Raw genomic sequence first — 22,086 nt, forward strand, 5'->3', positions numbered from 1 at the left:
CGGCAGGTAATACCGGAGACTATCGAACCTTCAGTCTCTGGCTCACCCCCGGCGAAACGGTCACCCTCTGGATGAGGGCGAACACGATCTGCACGACAAGCGCGAACAGCACAATCAGTACTGAACCCCCCACGACGCTCGCGTAATCCTTCGTCGCGAAACCGTCGATCACGAATCGGCCGAGCCCGCCGAGCCCCGTGTACGCGGCGACCGTCGTGGTGGAGACCACCTGGATCGCCGACAGCCTGAGCCCGAGCAGGATCAGCGGCAGCGCCACCGGGACCAGCACCCGGCCGAGCACCTGCCCGCCGCGCAGCCCCATCCCGTACGCCGCGTCGCGCAGCTCCGGATCGACGCCCTTGATGCCCTCGTAGGTGTTGACCAGGATCGGCGGCACCGACAGCAGCACCAACGGGATGATCACCGGCCAGATCGAGGACGTGCCCAGCAGCAGCACGAACAGCACCAGCAGGCCGAGCGTGGGCAGCGCCCTGGCCAGGTTCGCCGAGATGACGACCACGACCTCGCCCCGGCCGGTGTGCCCGATGGCCAGGCCCAGCGGCACCGCGATCAGCATCGCCAGCGCCAGCGCCAGGACCGAGAACTCCAGGTGCTCCAGCAGCCGCGCCGGGATGCCGTCGGGGCCGGTCCAGTTCGCCCCGGTGCCGAAGAAGTCGGCCAGCCAGCCGAAGAACGAGCCCAACCAGCTCACGACGTCCCCTTCCGCGCGCGTACCCAGGGGGTGAGCAGTCGCTGGGCCAGGACCAGCAGGCCGTCGGCGACCAGCGCCAGCGCGACGATCAGCACGATGCCGGTGATCACCGGCGGCATGAACGGGTTCTGGTAGGCCCGGGTGAACAACCCGCCGAGCCCGCCCTGGCCGATCAGCGCGCCCACGCTGACCAGGCTGATGCTGGAGACCGCGACCACGCGCAGCCCGGCCAGCACCACCGGCGTGGCGATGGGCAGCTCGACTTGGAGCAGGCGGCGCATGGGCGTGAACCCCATGGCGACGGCCGACTGTCGGACATGGTCGGGCACCGAGTTCAGCCCGTCGACCACGGCGGGGATGAGCACGGCCATGCCGTAGAAGGTCAGCGGGATGATCACGGTGGTCTGGGACAGCCCGGTCACCGAGATCAGCAGCATGAACACCGGCAGCGACGGCAGCGCGTAGACGACGTTCATCAGGCCCGAGGTGGGCTGGTAGAGCCAGCGCCAGCGCACGCAGGCCAGGCCGAGCGGCAACGCGAGCACCAGCGCGGCCAGGATCGGCACCAGGGACATGGTCAGGTGGTCGGTCAGCAGGTTCCTGATGCTGTCGGCGCGGCCGGTGTCCCAGTTGCGCGCGATCCACTCCCAGATGCTGGGCGGACCTTCACGCATCGGCGGCCTCCGCCAGCGCCTCGTCCAGGGCCTCCCTGGTGGCCACGCCGACGACCCTGCCGTCCTCGTCCACGGCGACCGAGCAGCCGGAGGGCGACAGCAGCGCCGCGTCCAGCGCCGACCGCATCGAGTCGCGGCCGAGCACGAACGTCCCGTACGGCTCCAGCTCCTCGGGCCGCGAACCGGCGAACCAGCCCACGGGCCGGTCGTCGTCGCTCACGACCAGCAGCCACGGCTCGTCGCTCGCCGCCCGCTCGCGCACGGTCAGGTCGGTACGCAGCCTCAGCCCCTTCGTGGAGATGAACTGCAGCCGCCTGATGCCCCGGTCGTGGCCCAGGAACTCGCGGACGAAGTCGTCGGCCGGCTCCGACAGCAGCGTCTTGGGGTCGGCGAGCTGGGCCAGCCGTCCGCCCACGCGCAGCACGGCCACGCGGTCGCCGAGCTTGATCGCCTCGTCGATGTCGTGGGTGACGAACACGATGGTCTTGTTCAGCTCCGCCTGGAGCCTGATCAGCTCGTCCTGGAGGCTGGTGCGGACGATCGGGTCGACCGCGCTGAACGGCTCGTCCATGAGCAGCACCGGCGGGTCGGCGGCCAGCGCCCTGGCCACGCCCACGCGCTGCTGCTGCCCGCCGGAGAGCTGGAACGGGTAGCGGTCGGCGAACGCCGCGTCGAGCCCGACGCGTTCGAGCAGTTCCATGGCCCGCGCGCGGGCCTTCTTCCTGTCCCAGCCCAGCAGGTACGGGACCGTCGCGATGTTGTCGACGATCTTCCGGTGCGGGAAGAGACCCGCCTGCTGGATGACGTACCCGATGCCGCGGCGCAGCGTGGGCGGGTCGATGCCGCTCACGGGCACCCCGTCGAGGAGGATCTGTCCTTCGGAGGCGTCGATCATGCGATTGATCATCCGGAGGGACGTCGTCTTCCCGCAGCCCGAGGGGCCCACCAGCACGGTGATCTCGCCGGTGGGCGCCTCAAGGCTGAGTGCGTCCACGGCGGTGGTGCCGTCTGGATAGCGTTTGGTGACAGCGTCGAATGTGATCACGCGTGACCTCTCGCTCGATGGCAGGGCCGCGGCCCCCCTGCCACGACCGCCGCATGATCTCGGTGGCCCACAAGACTACGGCGGCCCGGACCCCCGTGTCCCCACGGGGGACGGCTTAAGCGTTTCACTGACCAGGGAGATTTACCGAAATTTCCGATCAAGTGGTGCGCCGGACCTGGGTGAGTTGGCATGATTACCTCCACAATCTCCAGACGCGTACCCCTCACCTCAGCGTCCGCACATTTAGCAAGAGGATCGGCCCCGTGCCCCAGCCGCTCACCGGTCAGCGCCCCCGCGCAGAACTGATCGCAGAGCTCTACGACCGCCATGCCGCCGGGCTGTTCGCGTACTGCGCCGACCAGCTCGGCGATCCGGGCACTGCGTCCGACGTCCTGGCGTCCGTGCTCGGCGGAGTGCTCGCCGGCGTCCCCGACGCCGTCCCGCCCCGCGCCGCCCTGTACGCCTACGCCCGCCGCCAGATCCACCGGCGGGACGTCGTCTACACCCCTCCCGTCGTGGACCCGCTCGTCGACCCGGCCTCTGCGCTGGTCGAGCGCGTGCTGCGCGAGCTTCGCCCGCAGCAGCGCGAGGTGCTCGTGCTGTGCGCGGTGTGCGAGCTGAGCAGGGCCGAGCTGGCCTGGGTGCTCGACGTCGCGCCCGACACCGCCGAGGAGCTGGTCGTCGGGGCGAGCCACCGCTTCCGCCAGGTCCTGGGCATGGCCCTGGCCGCGCTGGCCGAAGGGCGGGTGCCGAAGCCGCTGTCCGACGTGTACGGCGCGCTCGCGGTCGCGCCGCTGCGGGACGTCCTCGGACGTCTGCCCTGGCCGGAGCCGCCCGCGATCCTGCGCGTGCACTTCGCCGGGTCGGTTCCCGCCGAGCCGGGGCCGCTGTTCGTCAAGCCGCTCTGGCCCGCGCCGCCGCAGTGGCCGCTGCCGCTCGCCGAGGCCGACCCGGCGACCAGCACCGGGATCTTCCCGGCGGACCTGCTCACGCCGCCCTCCGGCGAGCGGCCGTCCGTGCACGAGGCGACGACCGCGCCGATGCCCAAGTTGCGCGACCCGCTGGGCGCGCTGGACTCGATGGGGCCGCTGCGGGACCCGGCCGCGCGGGCGGCGGCCGTGCGGCCGTTCCTCACCAGACGCCCGCAACCGTCGCAGGCCCTGCCGGAGCCCTCACTCCAGCCCTTCAGTACGGGCGACTTCACCGCACCTCCCGTGGCGGACGCCGCGCCCGAGGCCGTCGTTCCGCCGCCCGGGGAGCGGCCCTTCTTCCTGGGCACGCCCGTGCCCGCGGACGTGCTGGACGACGAGCCGGTGACGTTGGAGATGCCCGCCATCAGGGACGTGCCGCCGCGCACGGACCCGCCCCACGCCCCGCAGCGTCCCGCCGCACAAAGCCCCACCGCACAACGTCCCGTCCCGCAACGGCCCGCGCCGCAGCGGCCCCTCGCGGCGGAGCAGCCGGTCAAGGAGGCCGCGCCGCTGTTCACCCCGAGGTCCAGGGCCACCGCCGAGCCGGTCTACCGCATGCCCGCGCCCGAGCCCCCGTCCGGCCCGGCCGCCTCCGACCCGGCCTTCTCCGACCCGGCCCTGTCCGACCCGGCCCTGTCCGGCTCCGACCTGTCCGAATCCCCCCTGTCCGGCTCCGGCCTGTCCGACGTCAACCGGCCCGGCGCGGCGCCCGGCGAGCGGAGCCGGGCCGCGGACTTCGCCTTCGAGCTCGCCCGCGAGCTCGCAGCCGACCGCGAACTCCACCCCGATCCGATCCGCGACCTCCAGGGCCCGTCCCGCCGCAAGCCCGGCGCCGGACCGGCCCGCTCACCGGGGAGAGGCGGCGCCAAGCCCGGCGCCCGCAAGCAGCCGTCGGGCAAGAAGAAGGCCGCGGCCAGGAAGAAGGCGCTCAAGCGGCGCAGGGAACGGCACCACGACTGGGCCTGGGAGTTGATCGGGTTCCTGATCTGCGTGGCGATCGCGATGATCGTGTTCTTCTCCGTGCCGATGTTCCTGGGCCCGTGAACGCCTACATGGTGTTGACGATCAGCCCGATGTGCGTGAAGTAGTTCAGCGCGCCGAACAGGAGGAACGCCACCCCGGCGACCCCCCAGCACACCCCGGTCACGGTCGTGACCGGGCCACCCCTGGCCCGCAGCGCGAACGGGAACAGCACCGCCCCCACACCGACCAGCACGTACAGGCCGGAGATGAAGGTTGCCTCCAGCAGCGGCATGCCGGCGAAGGCCCCCGAGATCGGCTCCTGCGGCGGCGCGGCGAACAACATGTACGTCCACCCCGCCGCGGCGATCCCGAAGCAGGCCAGCCCCATGGCGAAGACGAACAGCGAGATCGGCCCGGCCGTACGCGCCACGAGCTTGCGCCGGTCGGGCGCCACGGCGACCAGCGCCCAGCGTTTCCACAGGTAGATCGCGGCGGCCAGCAGCAGCACGCCGAACGCCAGCGAGGGCTCCCCGAAGATGATGTTGTCGAACGGGAAGCCCTGCCCGGCCAGCGGCCAGGTGAGCGTCATGTGCAGCCCGGTCACCGTCAGGACGGCCCCCATCGCGCCGAACGCCAGCGCCCAGCCCTCCACGTGCTCCAGCGGGTCGCCTCTGAGCAGCCGGCGGCCGAAGGAGACCACGAGCAGCAACCCGACGCCGGCCGCGACCGCCATGATCGTGTTGTACGTGGGCATCCTGGTCCAGTCGATCTTCAGCTCCGGCTGCGCCAGGACCCCCCAGAATCCACTCATACAGACGCGATTACCCTAAGCATCCAATTGCTAACACAATGTCACGCAGACGACAGGATCAGGCCGCTCGTCGGCACGCCGGTCCCCGCCGTGACCAGGACGTTCCGCACCCCGGCCACCTGGTTGGCGGCCGTCCCGCGGACCTGCCGGACGGCCTCGGCGATGCCGTTCATGCCGTGGATGTACGCCTCGCCCAGTTGCCCGCCGTGCGGGTTGACGGGCAGGCGGCCGTCCAGCTCGATGCCGCCGTCCCGCAGGAAGTCCGGGGCCTCGCCGCGCCCGCAGAAGCCCAGCTCCTCCAGCTGGGCCAGGACGAACGGGGTGAAGTGGTCGTACAGGATGGCCGTCTGGATGTCCTGTGGGGACAGCCCGGACATCTCCCACAACTGGCGGCCGACGACGGACATCTCCGGCAGGCCGCTCATGTCGTCCCGGTAGTAGCTCGTCATCATCATCTGGCCCGCGCCCGCCCCCTGCGCCGCCGCCGTGATCACCGCGGGCGATCTGCGCAGGTCGTGGGCGCGTTCGGCGGATGTCACAACCAGGGCCACCGCGCCGTCGCTCTCCTGGCAGCAGTCGAGCAGGTGCAGCGGCTCCACGATCCACCTGGACGCCTGGTGCTCCTCCAGCGTGATCGGACGCCCGTGGAACCAGGCGGCCGGGTTCGTGGCGGCGTGCCGGCGCATGGCCACCGCCACCCGCCCGAAGTCCTCCGACGTCGCCCCGAACTCGTGCATGTACCGCCGTGCGAACATGGCGACCCACGCGGCCGGGGTCATCAGCCCGTACGGCACGTGCCAGCTCATCTCCAGGCCCTGGGAGGTGGGCTCCCCGGTCAGCCGCGCGTTCGGCTGGCCGAAGCGGCGGCCGGAGCGCTCGTTGAAGGCCCGGTAGCAGACCACCGTGCGGGCCATGCCGGTGGCCACGGCCATGGCCGCGTGCGCGACGGTGCCGCAGGCCGCGCCGCCGCCGTACTCGACGCGGGAGAAGAAGGTGAGGTCGCCGACCCCGGTCTCCCGGGCGACGGCGATCTCCTGGTTGGAGTCCTGGGTGTAGGTGACCATGCCGTCCACCTCGGACGGCGGCACCCCGGCGTCGTCCAGGGCGGCGAGCACGGCCTCGGCCGCCAGCCGCAGCTCCGACCGGCCCGAGTCCTTGCTGAACTCGGTGGCGCCGATGCCCGCGATCGCCGCGCGCCCGCCCGGCATCACGCGCTCCCCGGCAGGACGAAGGTGACGGTGCCGGTGGCGTGGTCGCCCAGGCTCACCCGGCCGCGCACCTGCGCGGTGTACCGGTCGCCGTCGCGCTCGACGATCACGCCGCTGAAGCTCAGCCGGTCCCCCGCGTACGCCGGGACGCCCAGCCTGACGTTGATGCTCGTGATGACCGCCTCCGGGCCCGTCCAGTCGGTGACATAGCGTTCCACCAGGCCCATGGTGGTGAGGATGTTGAGGAAGATGTCCTTCGAGCCCTGGGCGCGGGCCTTGGCGGTGTCGTGGTGCACGGGGGTGAAGTCCCTGGTGGCCAGGGCCGTGGCGATCACCGTCGTCGGGGTCAGGTCGACGGTCAGCTCGGGCAGGGCCGTGCCGGTGGCGGGGGTCACGGCTCCTCCGGCGTCCACATCGGCAGGACGAGCTCGTCGTCCATCGACCGGTACGTCACCCGCAGGGCCATCCCGACCTCCACCTTCTCGGCCGGGCAGTCCACGACGTTGCCCACGATCCGCACTCCTTCCGGCAGTTCCACCACACCCACCACGAACGGGACCTCGCGCCCCGGCACCGGCGGATGGTGGTGGACGACGTAGCTGTACAGGGTGCCGCGGCCGCTCACGACGACGTGCGACCGGTTCGCCGAACGGCAGGCCGGGCACATCGGGCCGGGCGGGTGCCGCAGCTCGCCACAGTCCGCGCAGCTCTGGACGCGCAGCTCGCCGTCCCGCACGCCCTCCCAGAAGAACGCGGTGTCCCTGTTGACCGCCGGCCGCAGCGGGTACGGCTCCCGCGCGCGCGGGGCAGGAGCCTTGGGACGGAACTTCAGCACCCGGAAGAGCATCTCGGCGACGGGCCGGTCGTCGTCGCCGTACCAGGTGACGTTCCAGGTGGCGAAGTAGCCCTCACCCAGGGCGGTGCGCTTCGGGCCGGACAACGACGTGAAGCGGGTGGCGGGCGTCAGCAGCTCGCCGATCCCGGCGTACCGGTGGTAGGTCTGCTCGCAGTTGGTCGCCACGACCCCGGTGAAGCCCGCGGCGTCGAGCGCGGCCAGCAGGTCGTCCACCGGCGAGCGGTCCTTGGCCCGCGAGCCGGGCCCCTGCATGGTCCACACCTGGGCCATCGCGGGCGGGGCCACCCCCTCCTCCAGGTAGCGCGGGTTGGCGTCGCCCATGGCCTCCAGCCAGTGGCGGATCATGGGCGCGTTCACCGGGTCGGCGGCCGGGGTGCCGCGCAGCTCCCCCATCGCCACCTGCTTGCCGGCCAGCTCGCGCAACTCGGCGTCTGTCATCGCGGCGGTCATCGCGACGGCCATCGGGTCGGTCATCGGGTCGGTCATCGCGGCGGCCTCGGCAGGCTCAGGCCGAGCATCGCGATCAGCTCGCGCTGCACCTCGTTGACCCCGCCGCCGAACGTCAGCACCACCGCGCCCTTGACGCCGTGGTCCATGCGCTCGGCCAGCTCGGCCGTCTCCGGGTCCGAGGGGTCGCCGTACCTGGACACGACGTCGCAGACCAGCCGGCCGATCTCCTGCATGCGCTCGGAGCCGTAGATCTTGGTGGCCGAGGCGTCGGGCGCGCCCAGCCAGCCGAGGTCCATGTTGGCCGCCACCTGCCAGTTCAGCAGCTCGTTCGTACGGAAGGCGGCCCGCACCCGGGCGAGGGCGCGGCGTACGTCCGGGTTGTCCGTCAGCCCGGCGTGCCTGGCCCAGGCGAGGAAGCGGTCGTAGGTCTGGCCGAGGTTCCCGGCGGGGCCGAGGGTGACGCGTTCGTGGTTGAGCTGGTTGACGATCAGGTCCCAGCCGCGGTCCACCTCGCCGACCACCATGTCCACCGGGACGCGGACGTCGGAGAAGTAGGTGGAGTTCGTGTGGTGGCGGCCGTCCATGGTGACGATCGGGGTCCAGGAGAAGCCGGGGTCGTCGGTGGCGGCGATCATCATCGTGATGCCCTTGTGCTTCTTGGCCTCGGGGTTCGTCCGGGCCGCCAGCCAGATGTACTGGGCGTAGTGCGCGCCGCTGGTGAAGATCTTCTGGCCGTTGACGACGTAGTGGCCGCCGTCGAGCACCGCCGTGGTGCGCAGGGAGGCCAGGTCGGTGCCGGCCTCGGGCTCGCTGTAGCCGATCGCGAAGTGGCACTCCCCGGCCAGGATGCGCGGCAGGAAGCGGTCCTTCTGCTCCTGGGTGCCGTACTGCATCAGCGTCGGGCCCACCGTCTGCACGGTGATGATCGGGTACGGCACGCCCGCGCGGGCGATCTCGTTGGCGAAGATCTGCTGCTCCAGCGGGCCGTAGCCGCCTCCGCCGTACTCCTTGGGCCAGCCCAGCCCGAGCTTGCCGTCGCGGCCGAGTCGGCGGCAGTGCTCCATGTACGCCTCGCCGAACGGATCGTCGGCGATCTTGGCGCGGTCCTCGGCGGTCAGGCAGCCGCGGAAGTACTCGCGCAGCTCGTCGCGGAGCGCGCGCTGCTCGGGGGTCAGGTCGATCAGCATCAGACGAGGGCTCCGATCAGGTCGAGCTGGGCGTCGGCGCCGCCGAGCAGGTGGGACAGGTGCTTGGCCTGCGCGAAGTAGCGGTGCAGCGGGTAGGTGACGTCCAGTCCGAGGCCGCCGTGCAGGTGCTGGCAGGTGTAGAGGGCCTTGACGGCCTCGCAGACGTGGAACGCGGCCAGCGCCACGTCCTCGTCGGCGGGCAGCCCCTCGCCCAGCCGCCAGGCGGCCGACCACATGGCGACGTCGAGGGCCCGTCCCGCGATGTAGACGTCGGCGATCTGCATGGTCACGGCCTGGAACTCGGCCAGCGCCCGGCCGAACTGCCGCCTGGTCCTGATGTAGGCGGTGGTCAGGTCGAGCGCCCCGGCCAGGACGCCGCTCGCCTGCGCGGCGACGGCCACGGTGAACAGCCGCCCGGCGTCGGCGGCGGCCTCGGGCCCGGCCACCCGCTCGGCGGGCGTGCCGTCCAGCAGGACCGTGGCGGCCGGCTCGCCGGTCGAGGTGAACTCCGGGCTCGCGGACGGCGACGCCACCAGGAACAGCCCCTCGTCCGCGGTGACCAGGACGTCGTCCGCCGGGTACGGCACCGAGACCTTCCGCCCGGTCAGCGACCAGCCGTCACCCTCGCGGCGGGCGGCCGTCTCGGGCGGATCGGCCGGGGCCCGGCCGGGCTCGCGGCGGGCCAGCGTGCCACGCGTGACCCGTCGCCGCTGGTCAGGGCTGCCGTGACGGGCCAGCGCCAGCGTGCTCACCAGGACGGGCAACGCCGGTACGGCCGCCGCCCGCGCCCCGACCTCGCGCAGCACCACGGCCATCTCGACCGGTCCGAGCCCCGCGCCGCCCGCCTCCTCGGACGCGCACACGCTCATGAGCCCGGCCCGCCACAGCCCGTCCCCGGCCGTCGCGCCGCCCTCCTTCCCGGCGGCTCCGGTCCCTTCCCCGGCGGCGGCCTCCTCCCTGGTCAGAACTTCGGTGGTCAGCTTTTTCAGGTCCTGCTGGGTCTCGTCCAGGTTGAAATCCATCAGCTCTCCAAGAGGTGGTGCCTGCCGTGCTCGACGAACTCGTCCTCGATCGCCTTGACGTCCACGCCGGTCAGGGGGCGCAGCCCGGCCGGGGACCGCCACCAGACGGGGTCGCCGGTCCGCCACGCCTCCTTGGCCAGGATCCGCTTGATGACCTTGTGAGAAGGGGTCAGCGGAAGTTCACTACAAATCCGGATATAGCGGGGTAAGGACTTGGGGCCCAGGTCGGTCCGACCTGCCAGGAACGTGGTGAACGCCCCGGCGTCGAAGGGGCCGTCCAGGATCAGCGCCGCCATCACCTGGTCGCCGGCCGCCGCGTCCGGCACCGGGTAGACCGCCGCCTCCACCACGCCGCCGAACTCGCGCAGGGCGGCCTCCACCGGCGCGACCGCCAGGTTCTCGCCGTCCACGCGCAGGCGTTCGGTGCCGCGCCCGGCGAAGAAGACGTGCCCGGCGGGGTCGGCGTAGGCCAGGTCGCCGGACCAGAACGCGCCGTCCCTGACGCGTTCGGCGTCCGCGTCCGGGTCGTTGTAGTAGCCCTCGAACAGGCCAGGGCCGGAGGTGTTGACCAGCTCTCCGACGGCCTCGTCCGGGTTGAGCAGGCGGCCGCCCTCGATGCGGGCGGGCGGGCACGGGCGTCCGGTGAGTGGGTCGAGGATCTCCACGCCCGCGCCCAGCCTGCCGAGGCTGCCGGGCGGGCCGCCGGGGTCGGGGGTGAAGGAGATGGCCGTCTCGGTGGAGCCGAAGGCGTCGATCACCCGGCAGCCGAACCGTTCGCCGAACCGCCTGGTCGCGACCGCGCTGCCCTCGTTGCCGAAGGCGATCCTGAGGGGGTTGTCGGCGTCGTCCGGGCGTTCGGGCGTGGCCAGGACGTAGGAGAGCGCCTTGCCGACGTAGTGCAGGTACGTGCAGCCGTGCCGCCGTACGTCCGGCAGCAGGCCGGAGGCCGAGAACCGCCTGCGCACGGCCAGCGCCGCCCCCGAGGCCACGGCCGGGGCGTAGGCGGCCATCAGGGCCCCGGAATGGAACAGCGGCATCGAGCAGTAGACGACGTCCTCGGGCGTGAGCAGCGCCGCCAGGCTCAGCCCCGGCAGCGCCAGCTTGCGCTGCGTGATCCGGACGGCCCTGGGCCGGCCCGAGGTGCCCGACGTGAAGATCAGCATCACCAGGTCGCCGGGCCCCGGCTCGGCGGCCCGGCCCTCGCCCTCCCCCAGGGACGACACCATGGACAGCGGCAGGCTCTCCAAACCCAGCGCCTCGGCGACCGGCCGGGCCAGGCCCGCAAAAGGGGCGTCCCAGAGCAGGAGGTCCACGTCGGTGGCGCGGGCGTCCCGGATCAGCTCGTCCACCGGGCGTGTCGGGTTCAGCGCGACCAGCACGTGCCCGCCGAGCGCCGCGCCGCCGAGCAGGAAGAGCAGCTCCGGGACGTTCTCCCCCAGCACGCCCACATGCAGACCCCGGCCGCGCCCGCTCAGCCAGGCCGCCGCCGCCCGGCAGCGGGCGACGTGCTCGCGCCACGACCACACCGCGCCCTCGAACATCAGCCCAGGTCGGTCGTCCTGCGCCCGGTCGAGGAGCAGGGCCGCCAGCGTCTGCGCGATCATCGAGCCTCCAGCAAGCGCTAGGTAAGCCGAATGGCAAACTAGAACAGATTCTAATATCTGTCCAGTGCCGGCCTTGTTCGCCATGTTCCGACATAGTCCTGTAACGCCGTAGACATGGGCCGATACGGCCTGTTTGTGACTCGCGAGTAACAAGCCGCGTTGTCGAGAAATCAGATAACGTGTTCTTATGCGTACCTCGCCCGGGTCATTCTCCGCGCCCCCCAGCGACACCGAGGGGGCCGCCGAGGGCCGCGCCGCGGCGGGCGGTCGCAGTGTCCGCACCCGCAGCCAGCACCAACGCCGCAAGCGCATCGTCCAGGCCGCCGCCGCGCTGGCCTCGCGCGGCGGCGTCGAGGCCATGCAGATGCGCACGGTCGCCGAGCGCGCCGGCGTCGCGCTGGGCACGCTCTACCGCTACTTCCCGTCCAAGATGGACCTGGTCGTGGCGGTCGTGGGCGAGGAGATCGACCTGCTGGAGAGCAGCATCGAGCGCCGCCCGCCCGGGGCCTCCACGCCGGCCAGCCGGGCCGTCGACGTGCTCATGCGGGCCACGCGGGGGCTGATGCGCGAGCCGGAGCTGGCCGACGCGCTGATCCGGTCGCTGATCATGGCCGAGGTCCAGACACCGTTCGGCGACCGCATGACGGGCCTGCTGCTACGCGTGTCCGCCGACGGGCTGACGGTCGACCAGGCCGGCGAGGAGCAGCTCGACCTCGCGGGCTCGCTGGCCAGCGTGTGGGTGCAGGAGCTGCTGGAGATGTTGCGGGGTCGGCGCACGTACGACCAGATCCAGCGGCGCATCGAGACCGCCGCGAATCGCCTCCTGTCCGACATCTAGCCTCTTGTCGGACATCTCCGTCATGCCCTAAAAGCGGCCGGGGCCGCCACCGAAATTGTCGGTGGCGGGAGCTATACAGGGGGCATGAGCGACAAGCCGACGAGCGACGACTTCCTCCGGCTGGCCGATCCGATGCGGCGCGAGCTGTTCGCACACTGCTACCGGATGCTGGGGTCGGTGCACGACGCCGAGGATCTCGTGCAGGAGACGTATCTGCGCGCGTGGCGGGGTTACGACGGGTTCGAGGGGCGGTCGTCGCTGCGTACGTGGCTCTACCGCATCGCCACCACCGCCTGCCTGACCGCGCTCGACAGCCGCGGCCGGCGGCCCCTGCCGACCGGCCTCGGCGCCCCGAGCACCGAGGCGAGCGCGCCGCTGGTCCAGGACGGCGAGGTGCCCTGGCTGGAGCCGGTGCCCGACACGCTGGCCGGGGTCGAGGCGGGCGGCGATCCGGCCTCGATCGTGACCTCTCGCGAGAGCATCAGGCTCGCGCTCGTCGCCGCGCTGCAGCACCTGCCGCCCCGGCAGCGCGCGGTGCTGATCCTGCGCGACGTGCTCAGGTGGCGGGCGGCCGAGGTGGCCGAGGCGGTCGGCCTGTCCACGGCGGCCGTCAACAGCATCCTCCAGCGGGCCCGCGCGCAGCTCAGCGAGGTCTCGCCGACTCTCGACGACCCGGTCGAGCCGCTGTCGGCCGAGCAGCGCCACCTGCTCGACCGCTACGTCGCCGCGTTCGAGAACTACGACGTCGACGAGCTGGTCTCGCTGTTCACCAAAGACGTGATCTGGGAGATGCCGCCCTACGTGGGCTGGTACGAAGGCCCCGACGCGATCGGCGAGCTGGTCTCCAACCAGTGCCCCGCGAGCCGGCCCCACGACCTCAAGCTGCTTCCGGTCGCCGCCAACGGCCAGCCCGCGTTCGCCGTCTACTTCCGCGAGGGCGACACCTACCGCCCCTTCGCGATCATGGTGCTGGCGCTGCGCGACGAAGGCATCAACCACGTCGCCATGTTCTTCGACCTGCAGCTTTTCGACACCTTCGGGCTGCGTGCCGAGATCCCCGCCGGAAGCGAGGCTTCCACCGGAAAGTAGAACGCGTTACAGTCGCGGCCAGAGCAACGTTCTGGAGGCGACTGTGGGTACACCGGTGATCGTCGAGGCCGTTCGCACGCCCATCGGCAAGAAGGCGGGATGGCTGTCGGGGCTCAAGCCGCAGCAGGTCCTGGCCGCGGCGCTGAACGGGCTGGTCGAGCGCGCCGGCGTCGACCCGGCCGCCGTCGGCCAGGTGTTCGCCGGATGCGTCACCCAGGCGGGTGAGCAGGGCGGTCACGTCGGCCGCCATTCCTGGCTCTACGCCGGGCTCCCCTACCAGACGGGGGTCACCACGATCGACGCCCAGTGCGGCTCCTCGCAGCAGGCCGTGCACCTGGCGGCGGCGTTGGTCAGGGCGGGCGTCATCGAGGCGGGCATCGGGTGCGGGGTCGAGGTCATGAGCAGGGCGCCGCTCGGCAGCAACGTGCGGCCCGCCCGGCCGCGTCCCGACGACTGGAGCATCGACCTGCCCGACCAGTTCACCGCGGCCGAGCGGATCGCGCGGCGGCGGGGGCTGACCAGGGAGCGGCTCGACTGGTTCGGCGCGCGCTCGCAGCGCCTGGCGGCCAAGGCGTGGGCCGACGGGCGGTTCGACCGGGAGATCGTGCCCGTCGGGTCCGTACGCAGAGATCAGGGGTTACGCGAGACCACGGTGGAGAGCCTGGCCGGGCTCAAGCCGGTCGCCGAGGGCGCCCTGCACACGGCCGGCACGTCCTCGCAGATCTCCGACGGCGCGGCCGCCGTGCTGGTGACGAGCGAGCAGGAGGCCCGCCGGCAGGGGCTGCGGCCCAGGGCGCGCATCCTGGCGCAGGCGCTCGTCGGGGCCGAGCCGTACTATCACCTCGACGGTCCCGTGGAGGCGACCGCGAAGGTGCTGGCGGCGGCCGGGATGACCATGGGCGACATCGACAGGTTCGAGGTGAACGAGGCGTTCGCGTCCGTGGTGCTCTCGTGGGCCGCCGCGCACGAGCCCGACTTCGACCGGGTCAACGTCAACGGCGGGGCCATCGCGCTCGGCCATCCCGTCGGGGCCACCGGCGCCCGGCTCATCACCTCCGCCCTGCACGAGCTCGAACGCTCCGACGGCAACACCGCGCTGGTCACGATGTGCGCGGGCGGCGCACTGGCCACGGCGACGATCCTCGAACGCATCGCCTGATCTACCATTCAACGCACGTGCTCGATCGGGGGAACCGGTGGGGAAGACCAGGCGCAGGCCGTACTCGGAGCAGCGGCCGCAGGAGCTCGGCGGCGGGGTGTGGAGCGTGCCGGTGCCCATCCCGGGCAATCCTCTCGGCTACACGCTGGTCTACGCCGTCGAGTCGCCGCGCGGGCCGGTGCTGGTCGACGCCGGCTGGAACCATCCCGACGCCTGGGAGGCGCTCAGCGGCGGCCTGGCCGAGCTCGGGCTCGACGTCGCGGCCGTGAGCGGTGTGGTCGTCACCCACTTCCATCCCGACCACGCCGGGCTCGCCGGGCAGGTCAAGGAGGCGTCCGGGGCCTGGATCGCGATGCACGAGGCGGACGCGGCGCTGGTCCGGCTCATGCACGGGCTCGCCGCGGAGGAGCACGCGAGCTTCCAGTCCGACATGCTCCGGCGGGCCGGGGCCGATCCCGCCGAGGCGCGCGAGGCGATGGGCGCCCGGCCGACGCCGCCCGCGCTGCCCGACCGCGAGCTGCGCGACGGCGACCTGGTGGACCTGCCGGGCCGCAAGCTGCGGGCCGTGCACACCCCCGGTCACACGCCGGGCCACATCTGCCTGCACCTGGAGGACGCCGACCGGCTGTTCACCGGCGACCACGTCCTTCCCGACATCACCCCGCATATCGGGATCTATCCCTACGACCGGGACGACGTCGATCCGCTGGGCGACTTCATGGACTCGCTCGACCGGGTCGGCGAGCTGGGCCCCCTGGACGCTTTGCCCGCACATGAGTGGATATTTCCTGATGTTGCCGCACGCGCCGCCGAGATCCGCCACCATCACGAGGAGAAGCTGATCCGGTTGCGCACCCTCCTGGCCGAGCGGTCGCGACCGCTGACCATCTGGGAGGTCGCCGCGATGATGACCTGGAACCGGCCCTGGGACGACCTGGCCCCCGTGCTGCGCGGCATGGCGGCCGGCGAGGCCGCGGCCCATCTGCGCACGCTGGAGACCCGGGGTCTGATCCGCCGCGTCCCGAACGTCGATCCCGTACGCTTCCAGGCTCTAGACTCCTAGACATCCGATGTCTAGGGAGAAGAGTGTGGCGGTCACCGACGCGGCCATCGACAAGATCAAGCAGATGATCCTCTCCGGCGAGCTGACTCCGGGCGACCGCCTGCCGAAGGAGGCCGACCTCGCCGAGCGGCTCGGCCTGTCGCGCAACTCGCTGCGCGAGGCCGTCCGCGCGCTCGCCCTGATCAACGTGCTCGACGTACGCCAGGGCGACGGCACGTACGTCACCAGCCTGGAGCCGCACCTGCTGCTCGACACCATGTCGTTCGTGCTCGACCTGCACCGCGACGACACGGTGATCCAGTTCTTCGAGGTCCGGCGCATCCTTGAGCCGGCCGCGACGGCCATGGCCACCGAGCTGATGAGCGAGGCGGACATCGAGGAGCTGCGGCTCATCCTCGACTCGCTGCCCGCCGAGCCGACGGTCGAGGAGCTGGTCGCCAACGACCTGGAGTTCCATCAGCGCATCGCGCGCGGGTCGGGCAACAGCGTGCTGTGTTCGTTCATCGAGAGCCTGTCAGGTCCGACCACTCGGGCCCGGGTGTGGCGCGGCCTCACCCAGGAGGGCGCGATGACGAAGACCCGCGAGCAGCACACCGCGATCTACGAGGCCATCGCCGCCCGCCAGCCGGACGTGGCGCGCTCCTGGGCCACCGTGCACGTCGCGGGCGTGGAGGCGTGGCTGCGCAAAGCGCTCGACTGATCGGCACGCGGGACCGCTCCCCGGGTAGTACCCGTGTCGTGCCCGACAAACTGGAGCGATACCGCAGCAAACGCGACCCCAGCCGGACCCCCGAGCCCGTGCCCGCCACCTCCCCCGAGGACGGTGGCGGCGCCGCGTTCGTCATCCAGGAGCACCACGCCCGGTCCCTGCACTGGGACCTGCGGCTGGAACACGACGGCGTGCTGGCCTCCTGGGCGGTCCCCAAGGGCCTGCCCGCCGACCCCGGCACCAACCACCTGGCCGTGCACACCGAGGACCACCCGATGGAGTACCTCACCTTCCACGGCGAGATCCCCCAGGGCGAGTACGGCGGCGGCACGATGACCGTCTGGGACACCGGCACGTACGAGACCGAGAAGTGGTCCGACCGGGAGGTCAAGTTCGTCCTGCACGGCAGGCGGGCCTCCGGCCGGTTCGTGCTGTTCCGGACGCGGGGCAAGAACTGGATGATCCACCGCATGGACGCCCCCGTCCGCGACCCGTTCCCCGACGTGGAGCCCATGCTGCCCACCGAGCGCGTCCGGCCGCCCAGGGACGCCGCCGCCTACGCCTTCGAGTTCGCCTGGCGCGGACGCCGGCTCCTGGTCCCCATCGACGGCGGGCGCACGACGGCCGCCCGCGAGCACCCCTGGCTGCGTCCGCTGGCCGAGTCGTTCGGCAGCCGGACGGCGGTGCTGGACGGCGAGGTGGTCACGCTGGGCGGGAGCGAGATCCTGGTCGTCCACGACCTGCTGTACGACGAGGGCCGTTCCCTGCTGGACGAGCCGTTCGCCGACCGGCGGGCCGCCCTGGAGGCGCTGGAGCTGGCCGGTCCGCGCTGGCAGACCGCGCCCTCGTGGCCCGGCGAGGCCGGTCCGGTGCGGCAGGCGGCACGCGAGCAGGGCCTGCCCGGCGTGGTCGCCAAACGCCTGGACTCCCGCTACGAGCCCGGCACGTCCAGGTCCTGGCTGTTCATCCCCTCCTGACGCCGCCGGCGTCGCGGTCAGGCCGTCAGCAGGCCCTCGTCGGCCAGTTCCAGCCACAGGTCCTCGGGGACCGGGCGGGACCACAGGGTGGCGTTGGCCAGCACCTCCTCGGGCGCGCGGGCGCCCAGGACGATCGAGGCGACCGCCGGATGCCGCAGCGGGAAGGCCATGGCCGCCTGCGGCAGGGTGACGCCGTGGCGCTCGCAGGTCTTGGCGATCCGGACGGCCCGGTCGAGCAGCGGCGCCGGCGCGGGCGCGTAGTCGAAGGTGCCCGACGGCGTCGGCGTGGCCAGCAGGCCGCTGTTGAAGACCCCGGCCGCCAGCACCCTGACGCCGCGTTCGGCGCACTCCTCCAGCAGCGGCAGCCCCGACTGGTCGAGCAGCGTGTAGCGGCCGGCGAGCATGACGACGTCGATCCCGGTCTCCCGGACGAACCGCAGCGGCGCCCGCCACTGGTTCATGCCGACGCCGATCGCCTTCACCACGCCCTGTTCCCGCAGCTCGGCCAGCGCCGGGTACGCCTCGGCGAGCGCCTGCTCCACGTGGTCGTCGGGGTCGTGGATGAGCGCGATGTCGATCTCGGGCAGGCCGAGCCGGGCGAGGGAGTCCTCCAGGGAGTCGCGCACCCCGTCGGCCGAGAAGTCCCATGCGCGGCCCAGCCCGACGGGGACGTCGAAGATCTCGTCGTCCTCGCGGACCTGCGAGGGCACCACCAGCCGGCCCACCTTCGTGGACAGGACGTAGCCCGACCGCTCGGCGAGCGCGGCGCCCAGGCGGCGCTCGGACAGCCCGAGCCCGTAGTGCGGCGCGGTGTCGTAGAGCCGCACGCCGCTGTCCCAGGCCGCGTCGACCGTGGCGCGCGCCTGCTCGCCGGAGACCGCCTGGTACAGGTTGCCGATCGGGGCGCCGCCGAAGCCGACGCGGGGCAGGTCGATCACGTCATCTCCCAGACCGGCCGCAAACCGCCCGCCGACTTGTCGAAGTCGCCGTCGAGCAGGCGGTTCATCTGACGCTGCCAGGCCTGGTCGGCGGGGTCGTCCTTGAGCGCGGCCTGCAGCGCGGCGTAGTCCTCGACCTCCACGAAGTGGAACAGGTCAAGGCCGTCGCGCCAGATGCGCCACGAGATCACGCCGTTGGCGCGCATGGCGGACTCCAGAGCGGCCGGGATCTCGGCGTGCTCCCTGTCGTAGATCTCCTCGCACCCGGCCTTGAGCCTGGTGCGGAGGGCGAGGCGTTCCATCAGTCCTGCGCCTTTCCGCCGGCGATCCTGCTGATGATCAGTGCGATCAGAATGATGCCACCGTAGATCACCGGTTGCCAGAAGCCGGAGACCCCGATGAGGGTCAGGATGTTCTGGACCAGGCCGATCACCAGCACGCCGGTCAGCGCGCCGAGGACGGTGCCCTTGCCGCCGTCCATGCTGACGCCGCCGATGACGGCCGCGGCGAAGACCATGAAGATCCAGCCGTCGCCCATCTCGTTGCCGATCCCGCCGAGGCGTCCGGTCTCCAGAATGCCGGCCGTGGCGGCCAGGATGCCGCCGAGCACGAACACGCCGAACAGCACGCGGTCCACCCGGATGCCGGCGGCGCGGGCGGCGTCGGCGTTGCCGCCGATGGCGTACAGGGCGCGGCCGAGCCTGAGGTAGGTCAGGCCGAAGACCCCGGCGGCGAACAGCAGCGCGGCGATCCAGATGGCGGCGGGCAGGCCGAGCCAGGTGGCGCTGCCGAGGTAGAGCAACGAGTCGGGCAGCTCGAACAGCGTCTTACCCTGGGTGAGCCCCTGCTGGAGGCCGTCCACGATGATCAGCATGGCCAGCGTGACGATGAACGCCGAGAGCTGGAACCTGATGATCAGGAACCCGTTGAACGCGCCGATGGCCGCGCCCACGAGCAGGGCCAGCGGGATCACCAGCCAGCCGGGCAGCCCGAGGCCGAACCCGCCCGCCGACGCCGGGACGACCAGCATCACGGCGATGCTGGGCGCGCTGCCGACCGTCGACTCCAGCGACAGGTCGAACTTCCCGGCGATCAGGATCATCGCCTCGGCCAGCACGAGCAGCGAGATCGCCGCCTGCTGCTGCAGGACGTTCGTCAGGTTGCCCGCCGTCAGGAAGGTCGGGTCGAGGAACGCGCCCACGACGAGCAGGAGCAGGATCACCGGCACCAGGGTCAGGTCGCGGAACCTGGCCAGCCGCAGCCGGGGGGCCGGAGCAGTCAATGTGGTCACTCTTGTATGCCTTCCATCACGGCCACGAGCTCGTGGTCGGTCCAGCCACGCGGCACGTCCTTGACGACCCGGCCGTGGAACATCACCAGCACCCGGTCGCAGATGCGCAGGTCGTCGAGCTCGTCGGAGACCACGACGGCCCCCGCGCCCCGGCCGACCGCGTCCTCGACCGCGCCGAGCAGGGCCTGCTTGGCCTTGACGTCGACGCCCGCGGTCGGGTTGATCACGACCAGGGCCCTCGGGTCGTCCACGAGCGCCCGCGCGAACACGACCTTCTGTGCGTTCCCGCCGGACAGGTCGCCGACGGGCTGGTCGGGCCCCTCGGTCTTGATGTCCAGGCTCTCGATCATCTGGACGGCCCTGGCCCGGCGCCGCGCGGGCGAGACGATGCCGTAGGGGCCCAGCTTGTGGGCGATCGGCAGGGTGGCGTTCTCCCCCACGGACAACATCGGGACGAAGCCCTCGTGATGCCGGTCCTCGGGCACGAACCCGAGCCCGGCCCGCATGGCGGCGGGCACGTCGCCCGGCCTGACCTGGTCGCCGTCGATCGTGACCGTGCCCGCGTCCGGTTTGCGCAGCCCGACCAGGGTCTCGGCCAGGCCGACCTTGCCGCTGCTCGCCGAGCCGGCCAGGCCCACGACCTCGCCGGACCTGACCGCGATGTCCACGTCCTGGTAGCGGCCGGCCAGCGACAGGCCCGTGCCCGCCAGCACGACCGCCTCGCCCGGCGTGCGCTGCCGGGCCTGGTAGGCGGCCGTGGCCTCGCCGGTCATCGCGTCCACCAGCTCGTTGTGCGGGAAGCCCTCGACCGGCCGGGTCACGATGTGCCGGGCGTCGCGGAAGACCGTGACGCTCTGGCAGATCTCGTACACCTCGTCCAGGTGATGGGAGATGTACATCATCGTGACGCCCTGCTCGCGCAGCGAGCGCATGCGGGTGAACAGCCGCTCGATGGCCGGGCCGTCGAGCCTGGCGGTGGGCTCGTCGAGGATGATGAAGCGCGCGCCGAACGACAGCGCCCGCGCGATCTCCACGAGCTGCCGCTGCTCGACGCTCAGCTCGCCGGCCAGCGCCCGCGGGTCGACGTCCACCTCGTACGTGTCCAGCAGCTCGCGCGCCTTGGCCCGCAGCGTCCGCCAGTTGATCACCCGGCCGCGCTCGGTCTGGCGGTTGACGAACAGGTTCTCCGCGACCGTCAGCGCCGGGATGATCGTGGACTTCTGGTACACGCAGGCGACGCGCCGCCGCCAGGCGTCGCGGTCGCCGAGGGCGGGCGCCGTCTCTCCCGAGAACAGCACCTCGCCCTCGTCCGGCCGCTGGAGCCCGGTGAGGATCGACACGAGGGTGGACTTCCCCGCGCCGTTCCGGCCGACGAGGGCGTGGGTCTGGCCCTCGGCGATGGCGATCTCCGCGCCGTTCAGCGCGGTGGTCGGGCCGAAACGCTTGACGACATTTCGGGCTTCAACGTGATATTTCATCACTTGACCTGGTTACCCCAGAGGTTCTGGTCGTCCACGTTGTCCTTCGTCACCAGCGGCGCCGGGAGCTGGTCCTCGAAGCCGTTGGGGAGCTGGATGATGTTGCTGCCGTGGTCCGTCGGGCCCGGCTGGAACGTCTTGCCGTCGACCGCCGCCTTGGCGTAGAAGATCGCGTACCGGGCGTAGAGGTCGGCCGGCTGCGACACCGTGGCGTCGATGTTGCCCTTGCGGATCTCCTCGAACTCCTGCGGGATGCCGTCGTTGGAGACCACGAAGACGTGTTTGGGGTCGGTCGGCGGGACCAGCAGGTTCTTCTGCTTGAGCACCTGCAACGTCGGGGCCAGGTGCACGCCGCCGGCGTGCATGTAGATGCCCTTGATGTCCGGGTTCTGCTCCAAGCGGGTCTGGAGCATGGACGCCGCCTTGCTGCCCTCCCACTCGGTCGGCTCGCTGAACACCGTGATGCCGGGGAACTTGCTCTTCATGCACTCGTTGAACGCCTCGGACCGGTCGCGGCCGTTGATCGAGCTGAGCGCGCCCTCAAGCTGCACGACCTTGCCCTTGCCGCCGAGCTTCTCACCGAGGAACTCGCACGCCTTGGTGCCGTACGCGCGGTTGTCGGCGCGGACGACCATGTAGACCTTGCCCTTGTCGGGGCGGGTGTCCACGGTCACCACGGGGATCTTCTTGTTCTCCAGCTGCTGGAGCGTGTTGGCGATGGCGCCGGTGTCCTGGGGGGCCATGACGATCGCCTTGGCGCCCTGGCCGACCAGCGCCTGCACGTTGTTGACCAGCTTGGAGACGTCGTTCTGGGAGTTCGTGGCGGGCATCAGGTCGACCTTGAGCTCGGTCGCCATCTGCGGGACGTACTTGATGTAGGAGTTCCAGAAGTCGGAGTCGGCGCGCGGGTGGTCGATGCCCACCTTGCCGCCGCCTCCCCCTTCCGCCGTGGAACCGCTGGTGCCGCTCGTGCCGCTGGAGCCACAGGCGGCGACGACCGCCAGCAGGGCCGCGCTCGCGACCACCGGACCGATCTTCATG

The 22,086-nt window shown here is 71.8% G+C and carries 22 protein-coding genes; 7 read left to right on the forward strand and 15 right to left on the reverse strand.

Going from position 1 to position 22,086, the window contains the following annotated elements; all coding sequences use genetic code 11:
* Nucleotides 1-19: 19 nt before the first annotated feature.
* The 3 genes from ACWCSU_RS40560 to ACWCSU_RS40570 are packed head-to-tail and all read right to left on the reverse strand — an operon-like array spanning nucleotide 20 to nucleotide 2,431.
* On the reverse strand, nucleotides 20-712 hold the full coding sequence (locus ACWCSU_RS40560) for an ABC transporter permease (RefSeq protein ID WP_357697468.1): 693 nt from the start codon (nucleotides 710-712) through the stop codon (nucleotides 20-22).
* A complete protein-coding gene (locus ACWCSU_RS40565) occupies nucleotides 709-1,386 on the reverse strand; it encodes an ABC transporter permease (RefSeq protein WP_357697466.1) in 678 nt (225 codons plus the stop codon). The genes ACWCSU_RS40560 and ACWCSU_RS40565 overlap by 4 nt, the downstream gene beginning before the upstream one ends.
* On the reverse strand, nucleotides 1,379-2,431 hold the full coding sequence (locus ACWCSU_RS40570) for an ABC transporter ATP-binding protein (protein ID WP_357697464.1): 1,053 nt from the start codon (nucleotides 2,429-2,431) through the stop codon (nucleotides 1,379-1,381). The genes ACWCSU_RS40565 and ACWCSU_RS40570 overlap by 8 nt, the downstream gene beginning before the upstream one ends.
* Nucleotides 2,432-2,694: 263 nt before the next feature.
* Between ACWCSU_RS40570 and ACWCSU_RS40575 the strand changes: the two genes are divergently transcribed.
* Nucleotides 2,695-4,446, forward strand: a complete 1,752-nt coding sequence (locus tag ACWCSU_RS40575; protein WP_449942035.1) for a sigma factor-like helix-turn-helix DNA-binding protein — start codon at nucleotides 2,695-2,697, stop codon at nucleotides 4,444-4,446.
* A 4-nt stretch (nucleotides 4,447-4,450) separates the two neighbouring features.
* Here ACWCSU_RS40575 and ACWCSU_RS40580 read toward each other — a convergent pair whose 3' ends face one another.
* From ACWCSU_RS40580 to ACWCSU_RS40610, 7 genes are read right to left on the reverse strand one after another with little or no spacing between them, the layout of a single operon-like run.
* Nucleotides 4,451-5,176 carry a DUF981 domain-containing protein gene (locus ACWCSU_RS40580; protein WP_449942036.1) on the reverse strand — a complete coding sequence of 242 codons (726 nt, stop codon included), beginning with the start codon at nucleotides 5,174-5,176 and terminating at the stop codon, nucleotides 4,451-4,453.
* 41 nt (nucleotides 5,177-5,217) lie between these two features.
* Nucleotides 5,218-6,384: a lipid-transfer protein gene (locus tag ACWCSU_RS40585; RefSeq protein ID WP_357697458.1), complete on the reverse strand. Its 1,167-nt coding sequence runs from the start codon at nucleotides 6,382-6,384 to the stop codon at nucleotides 5,218-5,220.
* The gene (locus tag ACWCSU_RS40590; protein WP_364085305.1) at nucleotides 6,384-6,779 is read right to left on the reverse strand and encodes a MaoC/PaaZ C-terminal domain-containing protein; all 396 of its coding nucleotides are present in this window, start codon (nucleotides 6,777-6,779) and stop codon (nucleotides 6,384-6,386) included. The genes ACWCSU_RS40585 and ACWCSU_RS40590 overlap by 1 nt, the downstream gene beginning before the upstream one ends.
* A complete protein-coding gene (locus ACWCSU_RS40595) occupies nucleotides 6,776-7,726 on the reverse strand; it encodes a bifunctional MaoC family dehydratase N-terminal/OB-fold nucleic acid binding domain-containing protein (RefSeq protein ID WP_449942037.1) in 951 nt (316 codons plus the stop codon). The genes ACWCSU_RS40590 and ACWCSU_RS40595 overlap by 4 nt, the downstream gene beginning before the upstream one ends.
* Entirely contained in the window at nucleotides 7,723-8,877 is a 1,155-nt protein-coding gene (locus ACWCSU_RS40600; protein WP_357697452.1) for an acyl-CoA dehydrogenase family protein, read from the reverse strand. The genes ACWCSU_RS40595 and ACWCSU_RS40600 overlap by 4 nt, the downstream gene beginning before the upstream one ends.
* Nucleotides 8,877-9,899 (reverse strand): acyl-CoA dehydrogenase family protein, encoded by a 1,023-nt coding sequence (locus ACWCSU_RS40605; RefSeq protein ID WP_449942038.1) that lies wholly within the window; start codon nucleotides 9,897-9,899, stop codon nucleotides 8,877-8,879. The genes ACWCSU_RS40600 and ACWCSU_RS40605 overlap by 1 nt, the downstream gene beginning before the upstream one ends.
* Nucleotides 9,899-11,503 carry an AMP-binding protein gene (locus ACWCSU_RS40610; protein WP_449942039.1) on the reverse strand — a complete coding sequence of 535 codons (1,605 nt, stop codon included), beginning with the start codon at nucleotides 11,501-11,503 and terminating at the stop codon, nucleotides 9,899-9,901. Before ACWCSU_RS40610 ends, ACWCSU_RS40605 begins: the two co-directional genes overlap by 1 nt.
* Nucleotides 11,504-11,690: 187 nt before the next feature.
* Here ACWCSU_RS40610 and ACWCSU_RS40615 point away from each other — a divergent pair, with 187 nt between their 5' ends.
* The 6 genes from ACWCSU_RS40615 to ACWCSU_RS40640 all read left to right on the forward strand — a co-directional run bounded on the left by ACWCSU_RS40615 (nucleotide 11,691) and on the right by ACWCSU_RS40640 (nucleotide 17,338).
* Nucleotides 11,691-12,341 carry a TetR family transcriptional regulator gene (locus ACWCSU_RS40615; protein ID WP_357697446.1) on the forward strand — a complete coding sequence of 217 codons (651 nt, stop codon included), beginning with the start codon at nucleotides 11,691-11,693 and terminating at the stop codon, nucleotides 12,339-12,341.
* 84 nt (nucleotides 12,342-12,425) lie between these two features.
* On the forward strand, nucleotides 12,426-13,430 hold the full coding sequence (locus ACWCSU_RS40620; protein WP_449942040.1) for a sigma-70 family RNA polymerase sigma factor: 1,005 nt from the start codon (nucleotides 12,426-12,428) through the stop codon (nucleotides 13,428-13,430).
* A gap of 43 nt (nucleotides 13,431-13,473) precedes the next feature.
* Entirely contained in the window at nucleotides 13,474-14,589 is a 1,116-nt protein-coding gene (locus ACWCSU_RS40625; protein WP_449942041.1) for a steroid 3-ketoacyl-CoA thiolase, read from the forward strand.
* Between the two features lie 37 nt (nucleotides 14,590-14,626).
* Nucleotides 14,627-15,652 (forward strand): MBL fold metallo-hydrolase, encoded by a 1,026-nt coding sequence (locus ACWCSU_RS40630; RefSeq protein ID WP_364085323.1) that lies wholly within the window; start codon nucleotides 14,627-14,629, stop codon nucleotides 15,650-15,652.
* Between the two features lie 25 nt (nucleotides 15,653-15,677).
* A complete protein-coding gene (locus ACWCSU_RS40635) occupies nucleotides 15,678-16,352 on the forward strand; it encodes a FadR/GntR family transcriptional regulator (protein WP_357697438.1) in 675 nt (224 codons plus the stop codon).
* 38 nt (nucleotides 16,353-16,390) lie between these two features.
* Nucleotides 16,391-17,338 carry a DNA polymerase ligase N-terminal domain-containing protein gene (locus ACWCSU_RS40640; RefSeq protein WP_449942042.1) on the forward strand — a complete coding sequence of 316 codons (948 nt, stop codon included), beginning with the start codon at nucleotides 16,391-16,393 and terminating at the stop codon, nucleotides 17,336-17,338.
* 17 nt (nucleotides 17,339-17,355) lie between these two features.
* On the opposite strand, the gene ACWCSU_RS40645 is transcribed toward ACWCSU_RS40640, so the two are convergent.
* From ACWCSU_RS40645 to ACWCSU_RS40665, 5 genes are read right to left on the reverse strand one after another with little or no spacing between them, the layout of a single operon-like run.
* Nucleotides 17,356-18,276, reverse strand: a complete 921-nt coding sequence (locus ACWCSU_RS40645; RefSeq protein ID WP_357697434.1) for an aldo/keto reductase — start codon at nucleotides 18,274-18,276, stop codon at nucleotides 17,356-17,358.
* Nucleotides 18,273-18,578 (reverse strand): L-rhamnose mutarotase, encoded by a 306-nt coding sequence (locus tag ACWCSU_RS40650; RefSeq protein WP_357697432.1) that lies wholly within the window; start codon nucleotides 18,576-18,578, stop codon nucleotides 18,273-18,275. The genes ACWCSU_RS40645 and ACWCSU_RS40650 overlap by 4 nt, the downstream gene beginning before the upstream one ends.
* Entirely contained in the window at nucleotides 18,578-19,567 is a 990-nt protein-coding gene (locus tag ACWCSU_RS40655) for an ABC transporter permease (protein WP_357697430.1), read from the reverse strand. Before ACWCSU_RS40655 ends, ACWCSU_RS40650 begins: the two co-directional genes overlap by 1 nt.
* Nucleotides 19,564-21,045: a sugar ABC transporter ATP-binding protein gene (locus tag ACWCSU_RS40660; RefSeq protein WP_449942043.1), complete on the reverse strand. Its 1,482-nt coding sequence runs from the start codon at nucleotides 21,043-21,045 to the stop codon at nucleotides 19,564-19,566. Before ACWCSU_RS40660 ends, ACWCSU_RS40655 begins: the two co-directional genes overlap by 4 nt.
* Nucleotides 21,045-22,085: a sugar ABC transporter substrate-binding protein gene (locus tag ACWCSU_RS40665; protein WP_357697426.1), complete on the reverse strand. Its 1,041-nt coding sequence runs from the start codon at nucleotides 22,083-22,085 to the stop codon at nucleotides 21,045-21,047. The genes ACWCSU_RS40660 and ACWCSU_RS40665 overlap by 1 nt, the downstream gene beginning before the upstream one ends.
* Nucleotide 22,086: the final 1 nt, after the last annotated feature.

This window comes from Nonomuraea sp. NPDC001699 (assembly GCF_053596455.1).

Bases quoted from the DNA above. Each gene is read 5' to 3' on its own strand.
- ACWCSU_RS40565 (WP_357697466.1), bottom strand. From the start codon at position 1,386: ATGCGTGAAGGTCCGCCCAGCATCTGGGAGTGGATCGCGCGCAACTGG.
- ACWCSU_RS40580 (WP_449942036.1), bottom strand. From the start codon at position 5,176: ATGAGTGGATTCTGGGGGGTCCTGGCGCAGCCGGAGCTGAAGATCGAC.
- ACWCSU_RS40585 (WP_357697458.1), bottom strand. From the start codon at position 6,384: ATGCCGGGCGGGCGCGCGGCGATCGCGGGCATCGGCGCCACCGAGTTC.
- ACWCSU_RS40595 (WP_449942037.1), bottom strand. From the start codon at position 7,726: ATGACCGACCCGATGACCGACCCGATGGCCGTCGCGATGACCGCCGCG.
- ACWCSU_RS40600 (WP_357697452.1), bottom strand. From the start codon at position 8,877: ATGCTGATCGACCTGACCCCCGAGCAGCGCGCGCTCCGCGACGAGCTG.
- ACWCSU_RS40605 (WP_449942038.1), bottom strand. From the start codon at position 9,899: ATGGATTTCAACCTGGACGAGACCCAGCAGGACCTGAAAAAGCTGACC.
- ACWCSU_RS40610 (WP_449942039.1), bottom strand. From the start codon at position 11,503: ATGATCGCGCAGACGCTGGCGGCCCTGCTCCTCGACCGGGCGCAGGAC.
- ACWCSU_RS40615 (WP_357697446.1), top strand. From the start codon at position 11,691: ATGCGTACCTCGCCCGGGTCATTCTCCGCGCCCCCCAGCGACACCGAG.
- ACWCSU_RS40620 (WP_449942040.1), top strand. From the start codon at position 12,426: ATGAGCGACAAGCCGACGAGCGACGACTTCCTCCGGCTGGCCGATCCG.
- ACWCSU_RS40650 (WP_357697432.1), bottom strand. From the start codon at position 18,578: ATGGAACGCCTCGCCCTCCGCACCAGGCTCAAGGCCGGGTGCGAGGAG.
- ACWCSU_RS40660 (WP_449942043.1), bottom strand. From the start codon at position 21,045: ATGAAATATCACGTTGAAGCCCGAAATGTCGTCAAGCGTTTCGGCCCG.
- ACWCSU_RS40665 (WP_357697426.1), bottom strand. From the start codon at position 22,085: ATGAAGATCGGTCCGGTGGTCGCGAGCGCGGCCCTGCTGGCGGTCGTC.